This window comes from Nonomuraea sp. NPDC050691 (genome assembly GCF_040654455.1).
In the GTDB taxonomy this organism is placed as follows: domain Bacteria; phylum Actinomycetota; class Actinomycetes; order Streptosporangiales; family Streptosporangiaceae; genus Nonomuraea.
Map to the genome: position 1 here is coordinate 46,627 of NZ_JBFAIA010000012.1, position 20,105 is coordinate 66,731.

19 protein-coding genes and 2 pseudogenes are annotated in these 20,105 nt (G+C 69.7%); 13 read left to right on the plus strand and 8 right to left on the minus strand.

Going from position 1 to position 20,105, the window contains the following annotated elements; genetic code table 11:
• The first annotated feature begins 111 nt into the window (after window positions 1–111).
• Window positions 112–2,241, plus strand: coding sequence for a DUF4082 domain-containing protein (locus AB0H81_RS07700; RefSeq protein ID WP_358370677.1), 2,130 nt, complete (start codon window positions 112–114; stop codon window positions 2,239–2,241).
• 427 nt (window positions 2,242–2,668) lie between these two features.
• On the opposite strand, the pseudogene AB0H81_RS07705 reads toward AB0H81_RS07700, so the two are convergent.
• From AB0H81_RS07705 to AB0H81_RS07725, 5 genes and pseudogenes are all read right to left on the minus strand, one after another.
• Window positions 2,669–2,827: pseudogene (locus AB0H81_RS07705) on the minus strand (IS701 family transposase); the annotation flags it as partial.
• Between the two features lie 91 nt (window positions 2,828–2,918).
• Window positions 2,919–3,293, minus strand: a complete 375-nt coding sequence (locus AB0H81_RS07710) for a DUF6223 family protein (protein ID WP_358370679.1) — start codon at window positions 3,291–3,293, stop codon at window positions 2,919–2,921.
• Window positions 3,294–3,446: 153 nt separating this feature from the next.
• Entirely contained in the window at window positions 3,447–4,499 is a 1,053-nt protein-coding gene (locus AB0H81_RS07715) for a lipocalin-like domain-containing protein (RefSeq protein ID WP_358370681.1), read from the minus strand.
• A gap of 96 nt (window positions 4,500–4,595) precedes the next feature.
• Window positions 4,596–5,801, minus strand: a complete 1,206-nt coding sequence (locus tag AB0H81_RS07720) for an FAD-dependent oxidoreductase (protein ID WP_358370684.1) — start codon at window positions 5,799–5,801, stop codon at window positions 4,596–4,598.
• Between the two features lie 51 nt (window positions 5,802–5,852).
• Entirely contained in the window at window positions 5,853–6,704 is an 852-nt protein-coding gene (locus tag AB0H81_RS07725; protein ID WP_358370687.1) for an SDR family NAD(P)-dependent oxidoreductase, read from the minus strand.
• A gap of 255 nt (window positions 6,705–6,959) precedes the next feature.
• Here AB0H81_RS07725 and AB0H81_RS07730 point away from each other — a divergent pair, with 255 nt between their 5' ends.
• From AB0H81_RS07730 to AB0H81_RS07745, 4 genes are all read left to right on the plus strand, one after another.
• A complete protein-coding gene (locus AB0H81_RS07730) occupies window positions 6,960–7,901 on the plus strand; it encodes an RNA polymerase sigma-70 factor (protein WP_358370689.1) in 942 nt (313 codons plus the stop codon).
• Between the two features lie 191 nt (window positions 7,902–8,092).
• Window positions 8,093–9,142, plus strand: a complete 1,050-nt coding sequence (locus AB0H81_RS07735; protein ID WP_358370692.1) for a hypothetical protein — start codon at window positions 8,093–8,095, stop codon at window positions 9,140–9,142.
• 185 nt (window positions 9,143–9,327) lie between these two features.
• Window positions 9,328–10,551 carry a cytochrome P450 gene (locus AB0H81_RS07740; RefSeq protein WP_358370695.1) on the plus strand — a complete coding sequence of 408 codons (1,224 nt, stop codon included), beginning with the start codon at window positions 9,328–9,330 and terminating at the stop codon, window positions 10,549–10,551.
• Between the two features lie 10 nt (window positions 10,552–10,561).
• Window positions 10,562–10,756: a (4Fe-4S)-binding protein gene (locus AB0H81_RS07745; RefSeq protein WP_358370697.1), complete on the plus strand. Its 195-nt coding sequence runs from the start codon at window positions 10,562–10,564 to the stop codon at window positions 10,754–10,756.
• A gap of 141 nt (window positions 10,757–10,897) precedes the next feature.
• On the opposite strand, the gene AB0H81_RS07750 is transcribed toward AB0H81_RS07745, so the two are convergent.
• Window positions 10,898–11,185: a TetR-like C-terminal domain-containing protein gene (locus AB0H81_RS07750; RefSeq protein ID WP_358370816.1), complete on the minus strand. Its 288-nt coding sequence runs from the start codon at window positions 11,183–11,185 to the stop codon at window positions 10,898–10,900.
• 228 nt (window positions 11,186–11,413) lie between these two features.
• Here AB0H81_RS07750 and AB0H81_RS07755 point away from each other — a divergent pair, with 228 nt between their 5' ends.
• Window positions 11,414–11,767 (plus strand): DoxX family protein, encoded by a 354-nt coding sequence (locus AB0H81_RS07755; RefSeq protein ID WP_358370700.1) that lies wholly within the window; start codon window positions 11,414–11,416, stop codon window positions 11,765–11,767.
• 298 nt (window positions 11,768–12,065) lie between these two features.
• Entirely contained in the window at window positions 12,066–12,794 is a 729-nt protein-coding gene (locus AB0H81_RS07760; RefSeq protein ID WP_358370702.1) for an SDR family NAD(P)-dependent oxidoreductase, read from the plus strand.
• A gap of 474 nt (window positions 12,795–13,268) precedes the next feature.
• Here AB0H81_RS07760 and AB0H81_RS07765 read toward each other — a convergent pair.
• Window positions 13,269–13,456, minus strand: a pseudogene (locus AB0H81_RS07765) (transposase); the annotation flags it as partial.
• Here AB0H81_RS07765 and AB0H81_RS07770 point away from each other — a divergent pair.
• From AB0H81_RS07770 to AB0H81_RS07785, 4 genes are all read left to right on the plus strand, one after another.
• Entirely contained in the window at window positions 13,436–13,765 is a 330-nt protein-coding gene (locus AB0H81_RS07770; protein ID WP_358370705.1) for a Tn3 family transposase, read from the plus strand. The pseudogene AB0H81_RS07765 and the gene AB0H81_RS07770 overlap by 21 nt on opposite strands.
• Window positions 13,766–14,061: 296 nt before the next feature.
• Entirely contained in the window at window positions 14,062–14,505 is a 444-nt protein-coding gene (locus AB0H81_RS07775; RefSeq protein WP_358370708.1) for a CBS domain-containing protein, read from the plus strand.
• Entirely contained in the window at window positions 14,502–15,806 is a 1,305-nt protein-coding gene (locus AB0H81_RS07780; protein WP_358370711.1) for an ArsB/NhaD family transporter, read from the plus strand. Before AB0H81_RS07775 ends, AB0H81_RS07780 begins: the two co-directional genes overlap by 4 nt.
• Before the next feature lie 206 nt (window positions 15,807–16,012).
• Window positions 16,013–16,819 (plus strand): alpha/beta hydrolase, encoded by an 807-nt coding sequence (locus AB0H81_RS07785; RefSeq protein WP_358370714.1) that lies wholly within the window; start codon window positions 16,013–16,015, stop codon window positions 16,817–16,819.
• 34 nt (window positions 16,820–16,853) lie between these two features.
• Here AB0H81_RS07785 and AB0H81_RS07790 read toward each other — a convergent pair whose 3' ends face one another.
• A complete protein-coding gene (locus tag AB0H81_RS07790) occupies window positions 16,854–17,324 on the minus strand; it encodes a MarR family transcriptional regulator (protein WP_358370717.1) in 471 nt (156 codons plus the stop codon).
• A 159-nt stretch (window positions 17,325–17,483) separates the two neighbouring features.
• On the opposite strand from AB0H81_RS07790, the gene AB0H81_RS07795 reads away from it, so the two are divergent.
• Window positions 17,484–19,070 carry a CocE/NonD family hydrolase gene (locus tag AB0H81_RS07795; RefSeq protein ID WP_358370720.1) on the plus strand — a complete coding sequence of 529 codons (1,587 nt, stop codon included), beginning with the start codon at window positions 17,484–17,486 and terminating at the stop codon, window positions 19,068–19,070.
• Window positions 19,071–19,093: 23 nt separating this feature from the next.
• Window positions 19,094–20,098, plus strand: coding sequence for an NAD-dependent epimerase/dehydratase family protein (locus AB0H81_RS07800; protein ID WP_358370722.1), 1,005 nt, complete (start codon window positions 19,094–19,096; stop codon window positions 20,096–20,098).
• Window positions 20,099–20,105 lie beyond the last annotated feature (7 nt).

The following is a 20,105-nucleotide window of genomic DNA, read 5'->3' on the forward strand; positions in this document are numbered from 1 at the left end:
ACGAGATCCAACGTTTCGCCAACTTACCGTAAGGGTGAGCTGGCCCATAGTTAGCATGACGTGGCATAGCAGCTCAGTTACTCAGCGCCATGACAGCAGTACAACGGGGGTGTGTTCCCCTCGCAGGGGCGTACCTCGGCGACACCCGCCCCGTCGCACCGCACTTCAGGGCCGCTCGGCTCGCCGTCACCGGCGCCGCTCGCCCGCCTCCGCTCCCGCCGCGCGCTGCCCGCGCGCCGGCCGGGCGCGCGCCGCACCGCGCTGGCGGCGATCCCGATCATCCTCGCGACAGGTCTCTTCGCGGTGATGCCTGACAGGGCCGTAGCCGCGCCGCTGATCCCGCTCGGGAACGCGGCCGGGTTCGCGGTCCTGGCGGGCGGCGCGGTCGCCAACGCCGACAACACCACCGTCACCGGTGACCTGGGCACCAGCCCGGGCACCGTGGTGTCCGGGTTCCCGCCCGGCCAGGTGATCGGCACGATCCACGCCGGCGACGCCACCGCCGCGTCGGCCAAGACCGACGCGGTCGCCGCCTACAACAATGCCGCGGGCCGCGGCGTCACCGCGAGCGTGGCCGCGCAGCTCGGCGGCACGGTCAAGGGGCCGGGCGTCTACGTCCCGTCGTCCGGCACCACCTTCCAGATCAACGGCACGCTCACCCTGGACGCCGAGGCGGACCCGAACGCGATCTTCATCTTCCGCGCGGCCACCCTGACGACCGCCACCGTGAGCAACCTCAACCTGGTCAACGGCGCGCAGACGGACAACGTCTTCTTCCAGATCACCGGCACGGCCACCCTCGGCGTCAGCTCGACGTTCCGCGGCAACGTGCTGGCCAACAACGCCGCCACGGTCAGCTCGGGGGCCGCGGTCACCGGCCGGGTCTTCGCCCTGACCAACAACGTCACGCTCCAGGGCACCACGTCCGGCCCCAACACCCGCGTCTCGGTGCCCGATGACGTGCCGTCGCAGACGACGCTGAGCGTCTCGCCCTCCGGCTCATCCGTCGAAGGGCAGCAGGTCACGCTCTCCGCCACGGTCAGCGTCGATCCCTCCCTGATCGACCCGCAGGGAAAGGTGGCCTTCAAGGACGGGACCACGCTGCTCGGCACGGACTTCATCGACGCGAACGGCCACGCCCAGCTCCAGACCTCGGCGCTGAGCGGCGGCACCCACCGCCTCACGGCCGTCTTCCTCGGCGGCCAGGCCTTCGAAAGCGAGGCCCTCGTCACCCTCGCCCCGAGCACCTCAGCCGGGGTGAACCACGTGGTCACCAACACCCTGTGGCCCAGCTCGGCGACCCCGGCAGTCGAGAACCACACCAGCGGCGCCCCCGTCACGCTCGGGGTCAGGTTCCGCGCCTCCACGTCCGGAGTCGTGCAGGGAATCCGCTTCTACAAGGGGTCCCAGAACACCGGCACCCACTTCGGTGCCCTGTGGACCACCGGCGGCACACAGCTCGCCACCGTCACCTTCACCGGCGAGAGCGCATCAGGCTGGCAACAGGCGACCTTCTCCTCACCGGTGCCGATCGACGCCGACACCACCTACATCGCCTCGTACTTCGCGCCAGTCGGGCACTTCTCCTACACGCTCAACTACTTCGCCACCGACCGCAACAACCCGCCCCTGACCGCGCCGGCCAGTACCGCCGGGGCCGGCAACGGCCTCTATACCTACGGCACGACGAACGCGTTCCCGTCGACCACCTACCAGGCCACCAACTACTGGGTCGAACCGGTCTTCCTGCGCTCCGACGCCATATGGACCGACGCGGCGACCCCCGCCGTGGAGAATCACCCCAGCACCGACCCGGTCACGCTCGGGGTGAAGTTCCGGACCGCAGTCGCGGGGACCGCCAGGGGCATCCGCTTCTACAAGGGCTCCCAGAACACCGGCACCCACGTCGGCAGCCTGTGGACCACCGGCGGCACGCAGCTCGCCACCGTCACCTTCTCGGGTGAGAGCGCGAGCGGCTGGCAGCAGGCGTACTTCTCCTCACCGGTCGCCCTCAGCGCCGACACCATTTATGTCGCCTCCTATTTCGCCCCATCGGGGCATTTCTCGTACACCCAGCAGGGGTTCTTCAACGCGCACAGCAACCACCCGCTGACCGCGCTGGAGAACGGCGGCGTCGCCGGCTCCAACGGCGTGTACGCCTACGGCGCGTCCAACACCTTCCCCACCAGCACCTATCAGGGCACGAACTACTGGGTCGACGTCCTGTTCGACATCAGCTGACGGTCTCCGCTCGGGGCAGTCCCTCTTCAGCGGGGACAATCCGCGTTATGACCGTGACCAGGACACTCCTGTCTACGCCGACGAGGCCGGCGTAGACAGGAGGACACGGTCGCGTCCTGCAAGGCCCGGGCGAGCAGGAGGATTTAATGGCCTGCTCGCTCGGGAGGTTCGGAACCGCTGGCAGCCTAGATCGTCGGCTCACCCACATGCCTGGCCGGTCTTGATCGTGTCGGCAAAATCGCCGGCAGGACGACGCCTGCCGCTGGCCAGGCGAACGGTATACGTGCTACGCAGTCCGGCGTCACTGTCCATACAGCCTGATCACGACATGCCTCAGGCAAAGAAGTGGCCACCCCCCGCGCGGGGCGAGTCCCGATCCGCCCCATCCAGGATGGGATCGCATGAGGACCGCCCGCGCAGGTCAACGCTGCATCCGATGAGGTTGCGCATCACCCGCGGCCTCGGCCAGCTGCCAGCCGTTCTTCCGCTTCACCGGCGCCAGCAACCCGACCAGATACGCCCGCGCCTGCCGACGCGGCTCCACCCGCCCGAAACGGCTGGCCACCCGCGCGAACAGCTCATCCAACCCGGCCGCCCACGACTGGAGATGCTCAGACGTCACCACATCCGACACGGACCCGCGTCGGAGGCGACGGTGAAGCCGAGCATTGTTCGAGTCAGGCGGTGCGGCGGGCTCGGGACAGGGCCAGCCCACCCAGGACCATGCCGATCAGCCCGAGCAGCAGGGCGAAGATGGCCGCAGCCAGCCCGTTGCCGGTACCGAAGCCGCCGGCGGAGTTGGCCGCATGCAGTCCACCGATAATCAGGCTGGTCAGCCCGAGTGTCAGGGCCGTGGCGGCGCTGGCGCGCCGGTTGCCGACGCCGATACGTCCCGTGGAGCGGGCTCGGGCCAGCCCGCCGATGACCACGCTGATCAGTCCCACCACGACGGCCACTGTGGGCAGCGTGCGCCCGGAGCCGATGTCGTAGCCAGCGGCGGCGACGGAGAGCTCCACGGCCTCGGGTGCGGCGAGCAGGAGACCGACGGACATGGGGGATCCTTTCGATCGTTTTGGGCGAACCGGAGCACAGCGGAGCGGTGGAGGTGCCGACGCGGAGCGCCTAGGAGGGTTTCAGGTGTGATGTGGTGATGGGGCGGAACTGGCCTTTCAGGGCCGTTCAGGGCCGGGCGTCTGTCAGCGGCGCTATCGCCAGTTGCCGTTCTGCTCGACGAACGCCTGCCCGGTGATCGGCTTGCCCCGGTACCGTCCGGTGACGGTGGCCGCGCCCTCGTAGAGGCCGCCGAAAGCGCTTTGGAGTTCGTGCCCGGGCCGGGAGATGACGGTGAGGCCGGCGTCCAGCGCGGGGATGTTCACGCTCCACCGTGTGCCGTACCGCTGCCCGCTGGTGGGGCTGGTCCAGAAGCCGGAGGTGGTGTCGGCGAGCGGATTCACCGCGACGACCTCGTGGGTTCCGTCCCGGCGCAGCACGGTCGCGTAGGGGAACTCGTTCCCCTCGGCGAACAGGTCCCACAGGTTGACCCGGTCGCCGTTGGACAGCTGCACGGCCATCCAGGTCCACTTGCGCATGGTGCTCCAGTCCCACGTGCCCCACTGGCGGTCCAACCATGACTGCCCGGTCACCGGATAGGTGCGGTCGTTCACCTTGAGCGTTCCCTGAGTCGCCAGGCTGGGCAGGGAGTAGTAGTAGCTCGTGCCGCCGAGGAAGGGGATCAGCCCAGTCCCGTTGTTGTACAGCACCGGCCCCTGCGCCTTGAGTGTCAGGTCGATCTCGCCGACCGGCAGCGTGGCGCGCAGGCGCATCGCCTCCATGGGGCCGGACAGCATCGCCGTGGGCGTGCGAATGTCCAGTTCGGTAGTGGAAATGCTGGTCTGGTCGAGCGAGTAGCTGTTGCTTTCGGTGTAGAACGCGCCGGTCGTCTTGTCGGAGATCGCGATCATGACCTGTGGTCGTCCGGCGCCGCCGATCGTGACCTGGTAGCCGAACCGGTGGCCGCGGGCGTTGACGTGTCCGACCAGGTACCACCATTCCTGGCGCGCGTCCGAATGCGCCGCCTGATCGGCCGGCAGCCGCACGAACGTCGGGAAGGCGGGCGCCGCTGGTGGCTTGCCTGTGCCCACCGGAGCGGGAACGGGCTCGGCCGCCGCTGCGAGCGACGGCGACGCCGTTACGGTCAGTGCCGCGCCGAGCACCAGGGCGGCGATCGCCCCGACTGATCGACGTTGCTGTCTTTTCATACGAGTTCCTCATCTCTAGACGGCGGAAGTGCTCAGTGCCATGCGAGCGAGCCCAGGCACGGCGGCCGGCCCTTTCACCGAATTGATCATTACGGTTCAGCGGACGAAGGACTCGGGGACGCGGCCCCACGCCTCGAAGGCGGCCAGGCGGCGCTTGCGCTTGGGCAGGCCGAAGGTGGGGTGGGAGACGCCCCACAGCGAGATCTTCAGGATGCCCGTCTTGATGCGCGCGGCCTTCCGGCCGCCCACGTACGTCGGTTTGGCCTGCGCTTCGCCGTCGACCGGCTGCAGGATCCCGTCCTTCCGGCCGAGGCTGATGTGGTTGCCCGGGTAGTCGAGCTTGCTCTTGGCGATCTTGCCGCCGGTCAGGCGGCCCACGATGGCGTCCGTGGCCTGCCGGCCGGTGGCGCCGGCCGATGCGCAGGACATCGGCAGCGGCCGGCCGTTGTCGCCGATGGCGTGGGCGCTGTCGCCGGCGGCGTAGACGTTCGGGTGCGAGATCGACCGCATGGTGTCATCGACGATGATCCGCCCGTTCTGGGTGACCTCCAGTCCGCTGGCGGCGGCGATGGGGTTGACCGCGAACCCGGCCGTCCACACGGTCGCTTCGGATGTCAGGGCGGTGCCGTCGGCGCACAGCACCCGCATCGCTTCGACGGCTTCGACGCTGGTGTGCTCCAGGACGGTGATGCCCAGCCGGTCGCAGGCCTGGCGCAGGTGGCTGCGTGCTCCGTCGGAGAGCCGGGCGCCCAGTTCGCCGCGGGCGATGAGCGCCACCGACAGGCCGGGGCGGGATTCGGCGATCTCGGTGGCGGTCTCGATGCCGGTCAACCCGTCGCCGACGACCACCACATTCCCGCCTTCGCCAAGGCTGTCCAGGCTGTCGAGGCGTTCGCGCAGGCGTAGCGCCGAGGGCCGGGCGGCGATGTCGAAGGCGTGCTCGGCCACGCCGGGGACGCCGCAGTCGTCGCCGTGGCTGCCGAGCGCGTAGACCAGCGTGTCGTAGCCGAGCTCGCCGCCGCCGTCGGCGTCAGCGATGGCGACGACCTGGCGCTCGGGATCGACGGCGGTGACACGAGCCAGGCGCAGCCGTATCCCGGTGCCCGCGAAGACGTCGGCGAGTGCGGGAGCCTCGATCTGCTGGCCGGCCGCGAGCTGGTGCAGCCGCAGCCGCTCGACGAAGTCCGGCTCGGCGTTGACGACGGTGATCTCGGTGTCCGCCGGGGACAGCCGGCGGGCCAGGTTCCCGGCCACGTAGGCCCCGGCATAGCCGGCGCCGAGGACGACGATGCGGTGCTTCATGTGTTGCTCCTGTCGGTTGGCTTGCTTCGGGTGGGTCGACTCTGCAACGGGTCAGCGCTCTTCTTGGTCGAGGTTGCCGTGGGCCTGGGCCGAGAGGTCCTGTCCGTCTGCCCAGGTCTTGAGCCGGTCGGCGTAGACCTGCTGGATCATGGGGTAGAAGCCCAGGCCGAACAGCACCCGCAGGGGCGGGTTGTCGGAGTCGACGATCTTGAGGAGGGTCTGGGCGGCGGCGGCCGGGTCGCCGGCGGGCTGCTTGCCGGCGATCCCGGCGATGCGCAGGCGCAGAGCGTCATAGGCCGGGTCGGGCTCGGCCATGTGGCCGTTGGCGAGGGGATCGGGGTTCTTGCCGTTCCTGGTCGCGAAGCCGCCGGGTTCGATGATGGTCACCTTGACGCCGAAGTCGGCGACCTCCTGGGCGAGGGATTCGTTCAGGGCTTCCACGGCCCACTTGGAGACGTGGTACGCGCCGCCGAGGGGGAACGCCATGAGCCCGGCGGCCGAGGACATCTGGATTATGTGGCCCGCGCCCTGCTCGCGCAGGTAGGGCAGAGCGGCCTGGATCACCCACACCGCACCGAACAGGTTGGTCTCCAGCTGGTCGCGCAGGTGCTGCTCGGTCAGCTCCTCGATCGCGCCGATCATGGCGTAGCCGGCGTTGTTCACGATGACGTCGAGGCGGCCGAAGTGTTGCTTGGCCCGCTTGACGGCCTCGAAGACGGCGGCCTTGTCGGTCACGTCCATCTCGAGCGGGAGTACGGCGTCGCCATAGGTGGCGACCAGTTCGTCCAGGCTTGCGGTGTTGCGGGCGGTGGCAGCCACCTTGTCGCCGCGCGACAGGGCGGCCTCGACGAAGTCGCGGCCCAGGCCGCGCGACGAGCCGGTGACGAACCAGACCTTGCTCATGATGTGCGTTCCGTTCTTTCTGCGGTATGAGTCGCGCGGCGGTCACCACGCAACGGGGTCAAGGCGATCACTCGTGGAGATGTGGGACGCGGGCGCCGTTCGTGCGGCGTCCTGACGACCATGCGGCGTCGGCGCCCCGCGCTTTGTGACAGTGCGGTCATGTGACGTGTGTCACCGATGCCGGGTGTCACACAGCGGTGGGTGCCGGCGCCTTGTGCATGAAGCAAGGTGAGAAGCGAACAGGCAGGAGCGGCAATGAACGAGCGCAGCGAGGCAACGACGGGTCCGACCGAGCCGACGGCTGGTGCCGGCCGGATGGACCCTGCCACCGAGGCGTTCGTCGTCCACCGCAACCTGCTGTTCACCGTCGCCTACGAGATGCTCGGCTCAGCGGCCGACGCCGAAGACGTCCTGCAGGAGACCTGGCTGCGGTGGGTCAAGGTCGACATGGACCAGGTGCAGGACCAGCGCGCCTACCTGGTCCGGATCGCCACCCGGCGCTCGCTGGACCGGCTGCGCGCCTTGAAGCGCCGCAAGGAGGCCTATGTCGGCCCCTGGCTGCCCGAGCCGCTGCTCACCACGCCGGACGTGGCCGAGGAGGCCGAGCTGGCCGAGAGTGTGTCGATCGCGCTGATGCTCGTCCTGGAGACGCTGTCGCCGACCGAGCGTGCCGTCTTCGTGCTGCGCGAGGTCTTCGACGTCGGCTACGACGAGATCGCGGAAGCCGTCGGCAAGACCCAGGCGACCGTACGCCAGATCGCGCACCGCGCCCGCCGGCACGTCGATGCCCGGCGGCCTCGTGAGGTGGTCTCCCCGAGCCAGGCCCGGGCGGCTGTGGCGTCCTTCCAGCGCGCGCTGGAAGCCAGGGATCTGCAGGGCCTGCTCGACGCGCTCGCCCCCGAGGTCGTCCTGATCAGCGACGGCGGCGGCGTAAAGCAGGCCGCGCCGCAGCCGATCATCGGCGCCGACAAGGTGGCCCGCATGATCGTCAGCGGCCTCGGCAAGGCCCAGATCGCGCTCACCAGCGAGTCCACCGTGGTCAACGGCAACCCGGCCCTCCTCCTGCGCGTGGACGGCGAGATCGACGGCGTCATAGCAGCCCGCGTGGAGGACGCCCGCATCACCGGCCTCTACTACGTCCGCAACCCGCAGAAGCTGACGCGCATCACGTCGGAGATCCCGCTCACGCTGAAGTAGAGCTGCAACCGCCGTGCCTTGATCGCGGTATCTCGACAGTGCTGAGCAGCCCGGCGAGGCATCCGCTCATCGGCACAAGCGCGTACCGACCCGCCCCGTCATCACGCAAACGTTCTCTTCGAGGAGTAGACATGGCCCCCCAGGCCCCAGCCCCTCTGGCAGCCGCCACATCGCCGTCACCCTGGCCGGCAGTGGCCAAGGCAGTCGTCCTGCTCACAGCGATCACCGGTGTGCTGCTCACCGCCTTCGCCTGGCCGTCGGTGCGTTCGTCGGTACACGATGTGCCGATCGCCGTCGCCGGGCCGGCCGCCGCAGTCAAACAGGTCAGCACCGCCCTCGCCCAGCGCCTGCCGGACGCCTTCGAAATCACCGAGGTCGCCGACACCGCGGCCGCCGAACGGTTGATCCGCGACCGGGAGGTGTACGGGGCGATCGACGTCAGCTCCGGCGCCCCGCAGGTCGTCATCGCCTCCGCCGCCAGCGGAGCGATCGCCCAGACCCTGCAGAGCGTCGCGGCCGGGCTCAGCCAGGCGCAGGCACAGACCGGCGGCGCCAAGGCCGCGATCCGCGACCTCGCCGCCCTGCCGGCCGACGACCCGCGTGGCGCCGGCCTGGCTGCCGGAGCCCTTCCCCTCGTGATGGTCGGTCTGCTCGCCGCGGTCCTGCTGACCAGACTCGTCCGGGGCGCGACCCGCCGGGTCACCGGAGCGCTCGCCTTCGCGGTCACCGGCGGCATGGCTGCGGCGGCGATCCTGCAGTTCTGGCTCGGCTCGCTGGGCGGCTCCTACTGGGCCAACAGCGGCGCCGTCGCCCTGACCATCGCGGCCACCTCCCTGAGCATCCTCGGGCTGGATGCACTGCTCGGGTTCGTCGGCTTCGGTCTCGGCGCCGTCACCATGATGCTCATCGGCAATCCCCTGTCAGGCGCAGCGACCGCACCCGAGATGCTGCCCGGCTGGTCCGGCATGCTGGGCCGGCTGCTGCCGCCCGGGTCGGGTGGGCAGTTGCTGCGCTCCACCGCGTTCTTCGACGGCCGCGGCGCTGCCCAGTCCGTCATCGTCCTGCTGTCCTGGCTCACGCTGGGTGTCGTGCTGTGCCTGGTCGGCGGCCTGCGCGCGCGCCGTGCCGCCACCGTCGCCGCGAGATCCGCGAGGACGCCCGCGTCACCGGCCTCTCCCGCGCGTCCGCAACCCGGAGATGCCGATCGCAGCGCATCGGAGACCTCGCTCACCCTGCGATGAGCGCCGGTGACGAGCCGGCTGGCAGCCTCGGAGCGCCCCGGACCCGACGGTGGCACAACATGAGCCTCTCATCCTGCCAAGACGATCCGACAGGCCCGGAAGCCGGTGCCGGCGGTGTCGATCACACCATTGAGGCCGTCTACAAGCAGAACAAGTCAGACATACCTATCACTGGGAGGTCATTGATGACGAAGAGCGTTGCCGGTGAACTCGCCGACCTGGAGTTGCCGGTCGAGCGGGGCTGCCCGTTCGCCCCGCCCGCCGCCTACGAGCGGCTGCGCGAGCAGGCGCCGGTCAGCAAGGTGCGCCTGGCCAGCGGCGGCGAGGCGTGGTGGGTGTCCGGACATGCGGAAGGTCGTGCCGTTCTCGCCGACCCCCGCTTCTCCTCCGACAAGCGCAAGGACGGCTTCCCGCTCTTCACCCTCGATGCGGCGACCCTCCAGCAGCTCCGCAGCCAGCCGCCGTTGATGCTCGGCATGGACGGCGCGGAACACTCCGCGGCCCGCCGTTCGGTGATCAGCGAGTTCACGGTGAGGCGACTGGCCGCGCTGCGCCCGCGAATCCAGGACATCGTCGACCACTTCATCGACGACATGCTCGCCACCGGCCAGCGACCGGTCGACCTGGTGCAGGCGCTGTCCCTGCCGGTGCCCTCCCTGGTGATCTGCGAACTGCTCGGCGTCCCCTACACCGACCACGACTTCTTCCAGAGCCGCACCGCCATGATGGTGCGCAAGACCTCGTTGGAAGACCGCCAGCGAGCCTTGGCCGAACTGCGTGTCTACATCGACGGCCTGATCACCCGCAAGGAGTCCGAACCCGGCGACGATCTGTTGGGCCGGCAGATCGCCCGGCAACGCCAGCAGGGCACCCTCGACCACGCGGGCCTGGTGAGCCTGGCCTTCCTGCTGCTGACCGCCGGGCACGAGACCACGGCGAACATGATCTCGCTCGGCGTGGTCGGGCTGCTCTCCCACCCGGAGCAACTGGCCCTCATCACGGCCGACCCGAGCAGGACGCCCATGGCCGTGGAGGAACTGCTGCGCTACTTCACCATCGCCGACGGAGTCACCTCCCGGGTGGCCACCGAAGACGTGGAGATCGGCGGGGCGAGCATCAAGGCCGGCGAGGGCGTCATCGTCTCGATGCTGTCGGCCAACTGGGACCCGGCGGCGTTCAAGGACCCGGGCGATTTCGATCTCGAGCGCGGGGCCCGCCACCACCTGGCCTTCGGCTTCGGCCCCCACCAGTGCCTCGGCCAGAACCTGGCCCGGATGGAACTGCAGATCGTCTTCGACACCCTGTTCCGTCGCATTCCCACCCTTCGCCTCGCCGTACCGGCTGAGGACCTGCCGTTCAAGAGCGACGCCGTCATCTACGGTGTTCACGAGCTCCCGGTCACCTGGTGAGCAGGCCGTGATGCGGATCAAAGCGGACACCAGCCTTTGCGTCGGCTCCGGCCAGTGCGTCCTTGCCGAACCGGCCGTCTTCGACCAGGACGACGACGGCATCGTGGTCCTGCTGACCCAGCACCCCGACGACCAGAGTGCCGCACAGGCACGCCACGCCGTCACCCTGTGCCCATCCCGCGCCCTGTCCATGGTGCAGGAGTAAGCCCTGCCCCGGGTGGGACCACACCTCCGTCCGCGCCCATAGCGGGCGGGTAGGTCAGACCTTGCCTCCAGCGCGTCCGCGCTGGAGGCAAGGGGCCGAACCAGGTCAAGAAGGGGGCGGACCAGTCGCTCGACCGTTCGCTCATCGCGTCTGCTGTCTGGGGCTCATCCCGGCGAAGAGCGCATGGAGTACGCGGTCGATGTAGGCGTGCGTCAACGGCTGCTGCGTGATCAGCAGTCGGTAGTACAAAGGGCCCGACAGGATCTCGAACGCCAGGTCCAGGTCGACATTGGGAGCGAGTTGACCCTGGTCCTTGACGGCCCGGAGGCGAGCCAGGGTGTTGGCGGTCTGCGGCTCGAGGAAACGCCGGTTGAGTGCGACGGCGACCTCGGGATCGTGCTGTGCTTCGCCGATGAGGTCCTGGTACAGCGGGCCCCAGGGGGCCCGCCCAGCAGGCCGACGGCCCTGGTCATCACCTCGCGTAGATCGGCCACGATGTCACCCGTGTCGGGGTGGTCCAGGCCTCCGGTGTTCAGGCTGAGAACCGCGTCGAGGAACAGCAGACTCAGGTGCGGCTCCGTCCGACCATGCTGCCCTCAACGGCACGGCCCGTGCCGTTCTGGCGTCCCCGCAAGCTGAGGTCGAGAAGGGCAGCCCATGTTCGCCGCTTACATCACCGTCACCATCTTCGCCTCGCTATTGAATGGCAGCGCCGCCGTCGTCTATCTGATCGGCCACGAATTTCCCAAGGCTCAAGCGGACATGAAGCGCCTGCCACGGTCATGGGTCCCGGTGCTGGGCATGTTGCTGGCGGCGGGCTCTTTGGGGCTGCTGGGCAGCTTCGCCGTACCCATGCTGGGAACACTCGCCGCTGCCGGCCTCGTGCTCTACTTCATCGGCGCGGTCCTTGCGCACCTGCGAGTGGGTTCGCGCAAGCTCGTGAACTGGACCGGATTCTCCGCCACGGCGGTGGCCGCACTGGCCGTGAGCCTGGGCGACGACTGGTCGTGATCTGTGAAGACAGGCTCGCCTGGCCGTCGCGGCATAGCGATCGACGCGTCGTATCACATTCCCAGCGGTTGTGTCGGACTCCACATCACGATTGCCTAGCCTCGCTGAACGACTTCACTTCTGCCCCTACGCATGGCCGGCCCTCCACGCTGATCTCGACGGTGCCTGCACACAGGACGCCGATCCCGCCGGGTCTGTGACGACCACCGCCCGTGGGCTGCATCACATGTCCGCAGTGTCACAGGAATCGGGTCGGCGCCGTCACATGGCCGTAGGCACCACGACATCAGGAGAGAACATGACCTCAGTATTGATCACCGGAGCGAACAAGGGCCTGGGCTACGAGACGGCGCGCAGGCTCGGGGCGCTGGGTTGGACGGTGTTCCTCAGCTCGCGTGACGAGGACCGGGGAAGGGCCGCCGCGCAGAAGCTGGCCGCCGGCGGCGCACACGTCATCATGGTTCCGCTGGACGTGACCTCGGAGGAGTCGGTCGCCGGGGCTGTGCGGCTGGTCCGGGGGCACACCGACCGGATCGACGTGCTGATCAACAACGCCGGCACGCCGGGCGGCGGTGTCAACCCGGCGGACGCGACGGCCAAGGACATCCACGCCGTCTACGACACCAATGTGTACGGGCCGGTCCGGGTCACGCATGCGTTCCTGCCGCTGCTGCAGGCGGCCGACAACCCGCGGGTGGTGATGGTCACCGGCGCCGGGGGGTGCATCGGGGTCGTGACCGACCCCGCGCAAGCCGTCTCGAAGATGTACGAACTCGCCTACACCTCGTCGAAGGCGGCACTGAACATGATCACCGTCCGATACGCCCAGGCGCTGCCGGCCATCAAGTTCAACGCCATGACCCCCGGCGAGATAGCCACCGGCAAGTTCACCGCCACCGACATGAACCGCCGTACCGGCGAGCTGACGGTCACCGAGGGCAGTGATCCGATCATCGAGCTGGCGACGCTCGCCCCTGACGGACCGACCGGGATCTTCATCGATCGCCTCGGCCCCATCGCGTGGTAACCGGGAGCAGCCCGATGACCAGTGGCTGGGGGTCGAGACCGGCGAGCGCTGGCAGGCCAAGGACCTGAACACGGCCACGGCCGCCAAGTCCGCCACCCGCTGAAGGCCGACAGCAAGGATGAGCCGACGACAAGGATGAAACGTAGTAGCCGTGGCTGCCGGGCTGGTATGGGCATGGTCGCCCTGGGCCAGTGGCGGATCACGGTGAACGATGACCGCCTGGTGGAGGCTGGACGTCGGCGGTTCCCGCTCTACACTCCCCGCGCCGGGGGCGATCCGCCTGTGATAGCTCCCGCGTTCAGCCGTCCCCGGGGCCTCGACGGGCCCGGCCGGTCAGATCGGGGTCTGCTGGTTGTGATCGTGCAGCACGCGAAGCACGGTCGCGGCCGAGGGAAGACGGCCCTTTTTGCGTCGCTGGTGATGACGAGCCGGGCGACGATGTCGCGCAGCGTGAGATTCTGGCCGCGCAGGTGCAGAGCCATGTCGGAGGGGCCGCCAGGGGAAGCCGGTACGCGTTTGGTGGAAGATCCCGTTGACCAGTGTCCGATGGTCATTCCACCGCGCCCCACCCCCGTGCTCACCGGGAGCAGCGGCTCCAGCCGTGCCCACTCTTCGTCGGTCAGAAATCCAGCGCCAAGCTGATGGAGCTGGGCAAGCTGGATCGCTCGGTCTACCTGGCCTGCTACTTCAACGACGAGCTGCTGCGCCGGCGGGTCAACACCCAGCTGAACCGGCAAGAGGCCCGCCACACCCTGGCCCGCAAGATCTTCCACAGGCAGAAAGGCGAGCTGCGGCAGAAGTACAAGGAAGGCCAGGAAGATCAACTAGGGGCGTTGGGGTTGATGACCAATGTCTGCATCTTGTGGAACACGATCTACACGGCCCGGGCGCTGGAGCAGATCAGGAGCGACGGCAAGAAGATCGCCACCGCTGACATCGCCCGTTTGTCCCACTCGGTTTTGAGTGGCTGAACTTCCTGGGCTGCTACAACTTCTCCCTGCCCGAGGCGGTGCGGGAGGGCAACTTCCGGCCGCTGCGCAGCCCCGGCCAGCAGTAGCCCGCTGGCGGTGTCCGCTGCCGTAGGGAGGTGGCGACGGGCCAGGGATGAGCGCCGGAGGATCAGGGTGGAGGCGTTTCGGGCGGCGGGTCGAGGCTGACCGTAGGCACGGCGCCCTCGCTGATTTTGACGCTGGTTGATAGGTTCCCTACAGGTGCGCCGGGAAGTCTGGTCGGCAATGTCTGCCGTCGTCCCGGAAAGGCGTCCGCCATGCGCGCTCGCGACCTGCTCACCGACTTCCCCACGGTCACTTTGGACACCGCGGTGATCGAAGCCGCCCGGCTGCTGGCCGAGCAGGATCTGCCTGGCCTGATCGTCGTCGACGAGCGCGGCCTTCCCTCCAGCATCCTGCCCGGCACTCAGGTGCTGCGCCTGGCTGTGCCCGGCTACTGCCAAGACGATCCGGCCCTGGCGCGGGTGGTGGACGAAGCGCACGCCGACGCCCTGCTCACCTCCGTGACCGGCCGGACCGTACGCGAGGCGCTGCCCGCCCGGCCCCGCGAGCTGCCGATCGCCGACCCGCAGTCCACCGCGCTGGAGCTGGCCGCGCTGATGGCGCGCACGCACAGCCCGCTGGTGGCGGTGGCCGAGGGCGGCCGGTTGCTGGGCGCGGTCACCCTGCAGGCGCTCATGGATGGGCTGCTGGCCAAGTGAGCGTGCTGGCCTGGCTGTCGGTCGCGGTCTTCCTCGGTGCCTACGCGCTGATCGCCACCGAACGCATTCACCGGGTCGCCGCCGCGCTCGGCGGCGCCGGGATCATGCTCCTGATCCACGCCAGCGACGCCGGAGCGGCGTTCTTCAGCGAAGAGACCGGCGTCGACTGGAACGTCATCTTCTTGCTGCTCGGCATGATGATCATCGTCGGCGTGCTCAAGCAGACCGGCATCTTCGAATACCTGGCCATCTGGGCCGCCAAACGAGCCCGCGGCCGGCCGTACCGGCTGATGGTGCTGCTCGTGGTGATCACCGCGAGCGCGTCGGCGCTGCTGGACAACGTGACCACGGTGCTGCTGATCGCGCCGGTCACCTTCCTGGTGTGCCAGCGGCTGGCGCTGCCGGTGGTGCCGTACCTGATCGCCGAGGCGATGGCCTCCAACATCGGCGGCGCCGCCACCCTGGTCGGCGATCCGCCGAACATCATCATCGCCAGCCGCGGCGGACTGTCGTTCAACGACTTCCTCCTCCACATGGCGCCGATGGTCATCGTGCTGATGGTGGTCTTCGTCGCCCTGTGCCGGATCCTGTTCCGCAAGGCGTTCGTCTACGACCCCGAACGCGCTGCCGACATCATGCAGCTGAACGAGCGGGAGGCGATCGCCGACCGCAGGCTGCTGTGGCAGAGCCTGGCCGTGCTGGGCCTGGTGATGGCGGCGTTCGTGCTGCATCCGGTGCTGCACTACGAGCCGTCCGTGGTGGCGATCCTGGGCGCCGGCCTGCTGGTGGCCGCCACCAAGGTGACCACCGAGCAGGCCATCGCCGAGGTCGAATGGCCCACCCTGGTGTTCTTCATGGGCTTGTTCGTCATGGTCGGCGCCCTGGTCGAGATCGGCGTGATCGGCCAAGTCTCCCGCCTGGCGGTCGATGCCACCGCCGGTCAGCTCGGGCCGGCCACGATGGTGTTGTTGTGGGCCTCAGCCGCCTTGTCGGCGATCGTGGACAACATCCCCTACGTCGCCACCATGAGTCCGATCGTGGCCGACCTGGTCCAGGCCAGCAGCGGCAACGGCGGTGATAATGGTACGGGGCAGGTGCTGTGGTGGGCGCTGGCCTTCGGTGCTGACCTGGGCGGCAACGCCACCGCCGTCGGCGCGGCGGCCAACGTGGTCGTCATCGGCATCGCCGCCCGCAATGGCACCCCGATCAGCTTTTGGACCTTCACCAAATACGGCCTCATCGTCGCCGTGGTCACCGTGGCGCTGGTCACTCCGTACCTGTGGCTGCGCTACCTCCTGTGACGATGAGGCCCACTTTCCCGACGAGCGCACCTGGCCGCATGCGTCGCGGTGGCGCCGGCTACCACCGAGATGTCCATGAAGACCGGCCGCCCCCCTGCGGACCAGGTCGTGACCTGCTTTCTCAGTATGGAGGTGCCATGGTGTCCACGTCCCGCGCAGCCTTTTGCGAGCGCGCTACCGCTGTTGCGCGCACGCCGGCGGGCCCGGTGGAGTACCGGCTGGAGGGCGAGAGCCGCAGGACGGTCGTGGTGTTCCACGGCGGCCACATGCGGGCGGGGCTGGCGCTGGGCGAGGAGGTCTTCGCGGAGGCCGGGTTCACGGTGTTGGCGCCCTCACGCCCCGGGTACGGGCGTACGCCGCTGAGCACGGGCACGACGCCGGCGGGCTTCGCCGACGCCACCGCCCAGCTGTGCCGGAGTTTGGGCATCGAACGCCTGGCCGCGGTCGTGGGCATCTCGGCCGGCGGCCGCACCGCGCTGACCATGGCCGCCCGCCACCCCCACCTGGTCGAGCGCGTCATCCTGCAAAGCGCGGTCGCCTTCCTGCCTTGGCCCGACCGGCTGACCCGACTGGGCGGCCGGGCGGTGTTCAACGCCCAGATCGAGGCCGGCACCTGGGCGTTCATGCGCTCCCTGGTCCGCCTGGCACCGCCGGTGGGGCTACGCCTGCTGCTGCGCAGCCTGTCAGCCCTGTCGTCGTGCCAGGTCCTGGCGGGCCTGTCCCCGGCCGAACGCGCCACGCTGGTCGGGTTGTTCAGTCAGATGCGCTCGGGCCACGGATTCGTCGCCGACATGCTCCCCGTACCCGACTGCGCCGCACAGGTCGGCCAGAGCGCGCTGGTCATCGCCACCCGCCACGACCACTCGGTGCCCTTCGCCCACGCCGAGTCCCTGGCATCGGTCCTGCCGAACGCCGAACTCGTGGAAAGCCGGGCCGACAGCCACATGATCTGGTTCGGCCCCGACTACCCCCGCATCGCCACCACGATCCGCGCATTCCTCGCCGCAGGCTGAGCGCGACCCCCGCCTCTCGAGTCCCGGGCCGGGGTCAGCCGCTCTGCTGATGCCAGCGGCGCAGCAGAGCGGGCAACTCGCCGAGCAGGAAGTCGTAGAAGGCGTGCATCTGGGCCAGCCTCCGATGGGCGGGATCGCCCTCATCGGTGACGGCGAGCCCGGCGGCCGCGGCCTGGAGCATGGCCGCGATGACGGTGTTCTGGCTGGTGAACAGGGTGGCCCAGGCATCGTCGCGGAGCCGGTAGTGCTCGCGGCGGCTGCCGGGGGCGGGCAGGCGTTCGATCAGGCCGACCGTGGCCAGGGATTTGATCGCGGCGGAGATTGAGCCCGCGCTGGCCTCCAGGCGGTCGGCGATCTCGCCGGCGGTGACGCTGTCCTGGTCGGTGAACAGGAAGACCGCCAGGGTGCGGGCGGTCATGCGCTGCATGCCGCCCTCGATCAGGGTCAGGGCCAGCCGTTCGGCCGCGCGCCACTGTTGGTGTCTGTCGGTCGCTTGCGCCTCCACGGTGGACAGGATATCGAACACGCTGACTGTTCAGTAATTTCTGAAAAGTCGGTATAGTCCCTCGTATCGGCCTCTCGCGAAAGAGGTTCGATGGTGTGCCGGGAAGCCTGGTCGGCGATGTGATCTCTCATCAGCCTCGACAGGAAGTAGATCCCGGCCATGACCCTGCTCAGCCGCTTGTACCGCGTGCGCCCCGCCCTCGCTCACCGGGTGCGCGTCCGGCGCAACGTGGAAATCCCGGCCGCCGACGGTGTGCGGCTGCTGGCTACGCACTACTACCCGGTCGGCCAGCACCGGCCGCCGCTGGTGCTGCTGCGCAGCCCCTACGGCCGAGGCAACGCCTTGGACCGGCTCCCGGCGCTGCTGGCCGAGCGCGGCTACCAGGTGCTGTATCAGAGCCTGCGCGGCACAGCCGGATCCCCGGGGCGTTTCGACGGGTTCGTCATCGACCCGGCCGACGCCGACGGCACGCTGAGCTGGCTGCGCGCCCAGCCGTGGTTCGGCGACCAGCTGGCCACCTGGGGCGCCAGCTACCTCGGTCTCGTGCAGTGGGAGCTGGCCGCCCGCGACATCCCGGAATGGAAGATCGCGCTCATCCAGGACGCGCCATCGGAGTTCGCTCGCGGCTTCATGTACCCCGGAGGATCCTTCGCGACTGGTAACGCGCTCGGCTGGGTGCAACTGGTGGAGCGGATGTCCATCGGCGGCTACGGCATCGCCCGCCAAATGGCCGCGCTGGTCGGCGCCGCGCGGCGGCTGTCGGATGCCACGCTCGCCCTCCCGCTGCAGGAGGCCGATCAGGCGCTGACCGGGCACCCCGTGCCCTGGTTCCGGCACTGGGTCCGCCACGGTCCCGGCGAGAAGTACTGGGCGAGCACCGACCACCGCGCCAACGTCGCGCGCATGCCGCCGGTGGTGCACCTGCAGGGCGGCTGGCACGACTTCTTCCTGCCGGGGATGCTGGCCGACTACGCCGCCCTGGTCGCCGCCGGGCGTCAGGTGCGGCTGCTGGTCGGCCCGTGGAGCCACGGCCGCGGGCTCTACACCCGCCAAGGGCTGGCCGACACCCTCGCCATGCTGGACGCCGCGCTGCTCGGCCGGTCGGCGCCCTCGGGCGTGCGGCTGTTCGTCACCGGCGCGGGCCGCTGGATCGACGCGCCCGCCTGGCCGCCCGCGCACGAGGCGACCCCCTGGTTCCTGCACCCGGACGGCGGGCTCAGCCGCACCCCGCACGACGGCCGGAGCTCTCCCAGCCGCTACCGCTACGACCCCGCCGACCCCACCCCCACCGTCGGCGGCACGCAGGTGGGCTTGGCAGCCGGGGCGAAGGATAACCGCGCCATCGAGGCGAGGGCGGACGTGTTGACCTTCACCACCGCTCCCCTGACCGAAGACGTCGAGGCCGTCGGCCCGGTCCGCGTCCGTCTGCACGCCCGCTCGGCCAATCCGCACGTCGACTACTTCGCCCGGCTGTGTGATGTCGATCCGCGTGGCCGATCGGTCAACGTGTGCGACGGCATCGTCCGGCTGACCCATCCCGGTGACGTCCGGGTCGCCGACATCGCCCTGTGGCCGATGGCCCACCGCTTCAAGCGCGGCCACCGCATCCGGCTGCAGGTCTCCAGCGGCGCCCACCCGCGCTTCGGCCGCAACCCCGGCACCGGCGAACCGCTCGCCACCGCTACGAGCCTGCGCCCCTCGAAACACGAAATCTTCCACGACCACAGCCACCCGTCAGCCCTCTGACTACCCCTCACTTCAGGAGCATCATGAAAGTCCTCATCCTCGGCGGCACCCACCACGTGGGCCGCGCGATCGTCGAGGCAGCGCTGGAGCGCGGTGATGAGGTGAACACGCTCAACCGCGGCCTCAGCCGCGACCCCGCGCCCGGCGTCCGGGCGCTGATCGCTGACCGCACCGACCCCGAGTCCGTACGGCGGGCGCTCGGCGATGAGGAATGGGACGCGGTCATCGACACCTGGGCCTGGGCACCGCGGGTGGTACGCGAGGCCGCCCGCCTGCTGGCCGATCGCGCCGGGCACTACGGATACATCTCCAGCCGCGGCGTGCACCGCTGGCCCTGGCCCACGGGCGCCGACGAGCGCGCGCCCCTGGTCGACGGCGACCCCGGCAGCACCGACGACACCGACTACGCCGCGGCCAAGCGAGGCGGCGAGCTCGCCGTCACCGAATCCTTCGGCGAGCGGGCGCTGCTGGCCAGGGCCGGCATGATCCTCGGCCCGTATGAGGACGTCGGCCGCATCCCGTGGTGGCTGCGCCGCCTGGAGAAGGGCGGCCGGGTCCTGGCCCCCGCCCCCGCCGACACGCCCCTGCAGTACCTCGACGTCCGGGATCTGGCCGTCTGGATGCTGCGATCGGCCGCACGCGGCCTGGGCGGCGCGTTCACGGTGACCGGCCCACCCGGCGCGATCACCCTTGGCGAGCTGCTCACCACAGCGCTGGAGGTCACCGGCTTCGACACCGAACTGGTGTGGGCCGACCCGGAACTGCTCATGCGCCACGGCCTGCCGCTCGGCATGGAGTTCGGCCTGCGCTTGCCCGACGGCAGCGCGCCGAGCGGCATGCACGACGCCGACGTCAGCGCCGCCCTGGCCGAAGGCCTCACCACGCGCCCGCTGCGCGCCACCCTCGCCGACACCTGGACCTGGCTGCAGGCCGAAGGCGACCCCACGCCCCGCGCGGACGCGCCTTCCCCGGACACCTGGCTGGATGCCGCCGCCGAACAGCGGCTGCTCGACCAGCTCTCCCACTAAAGGAACT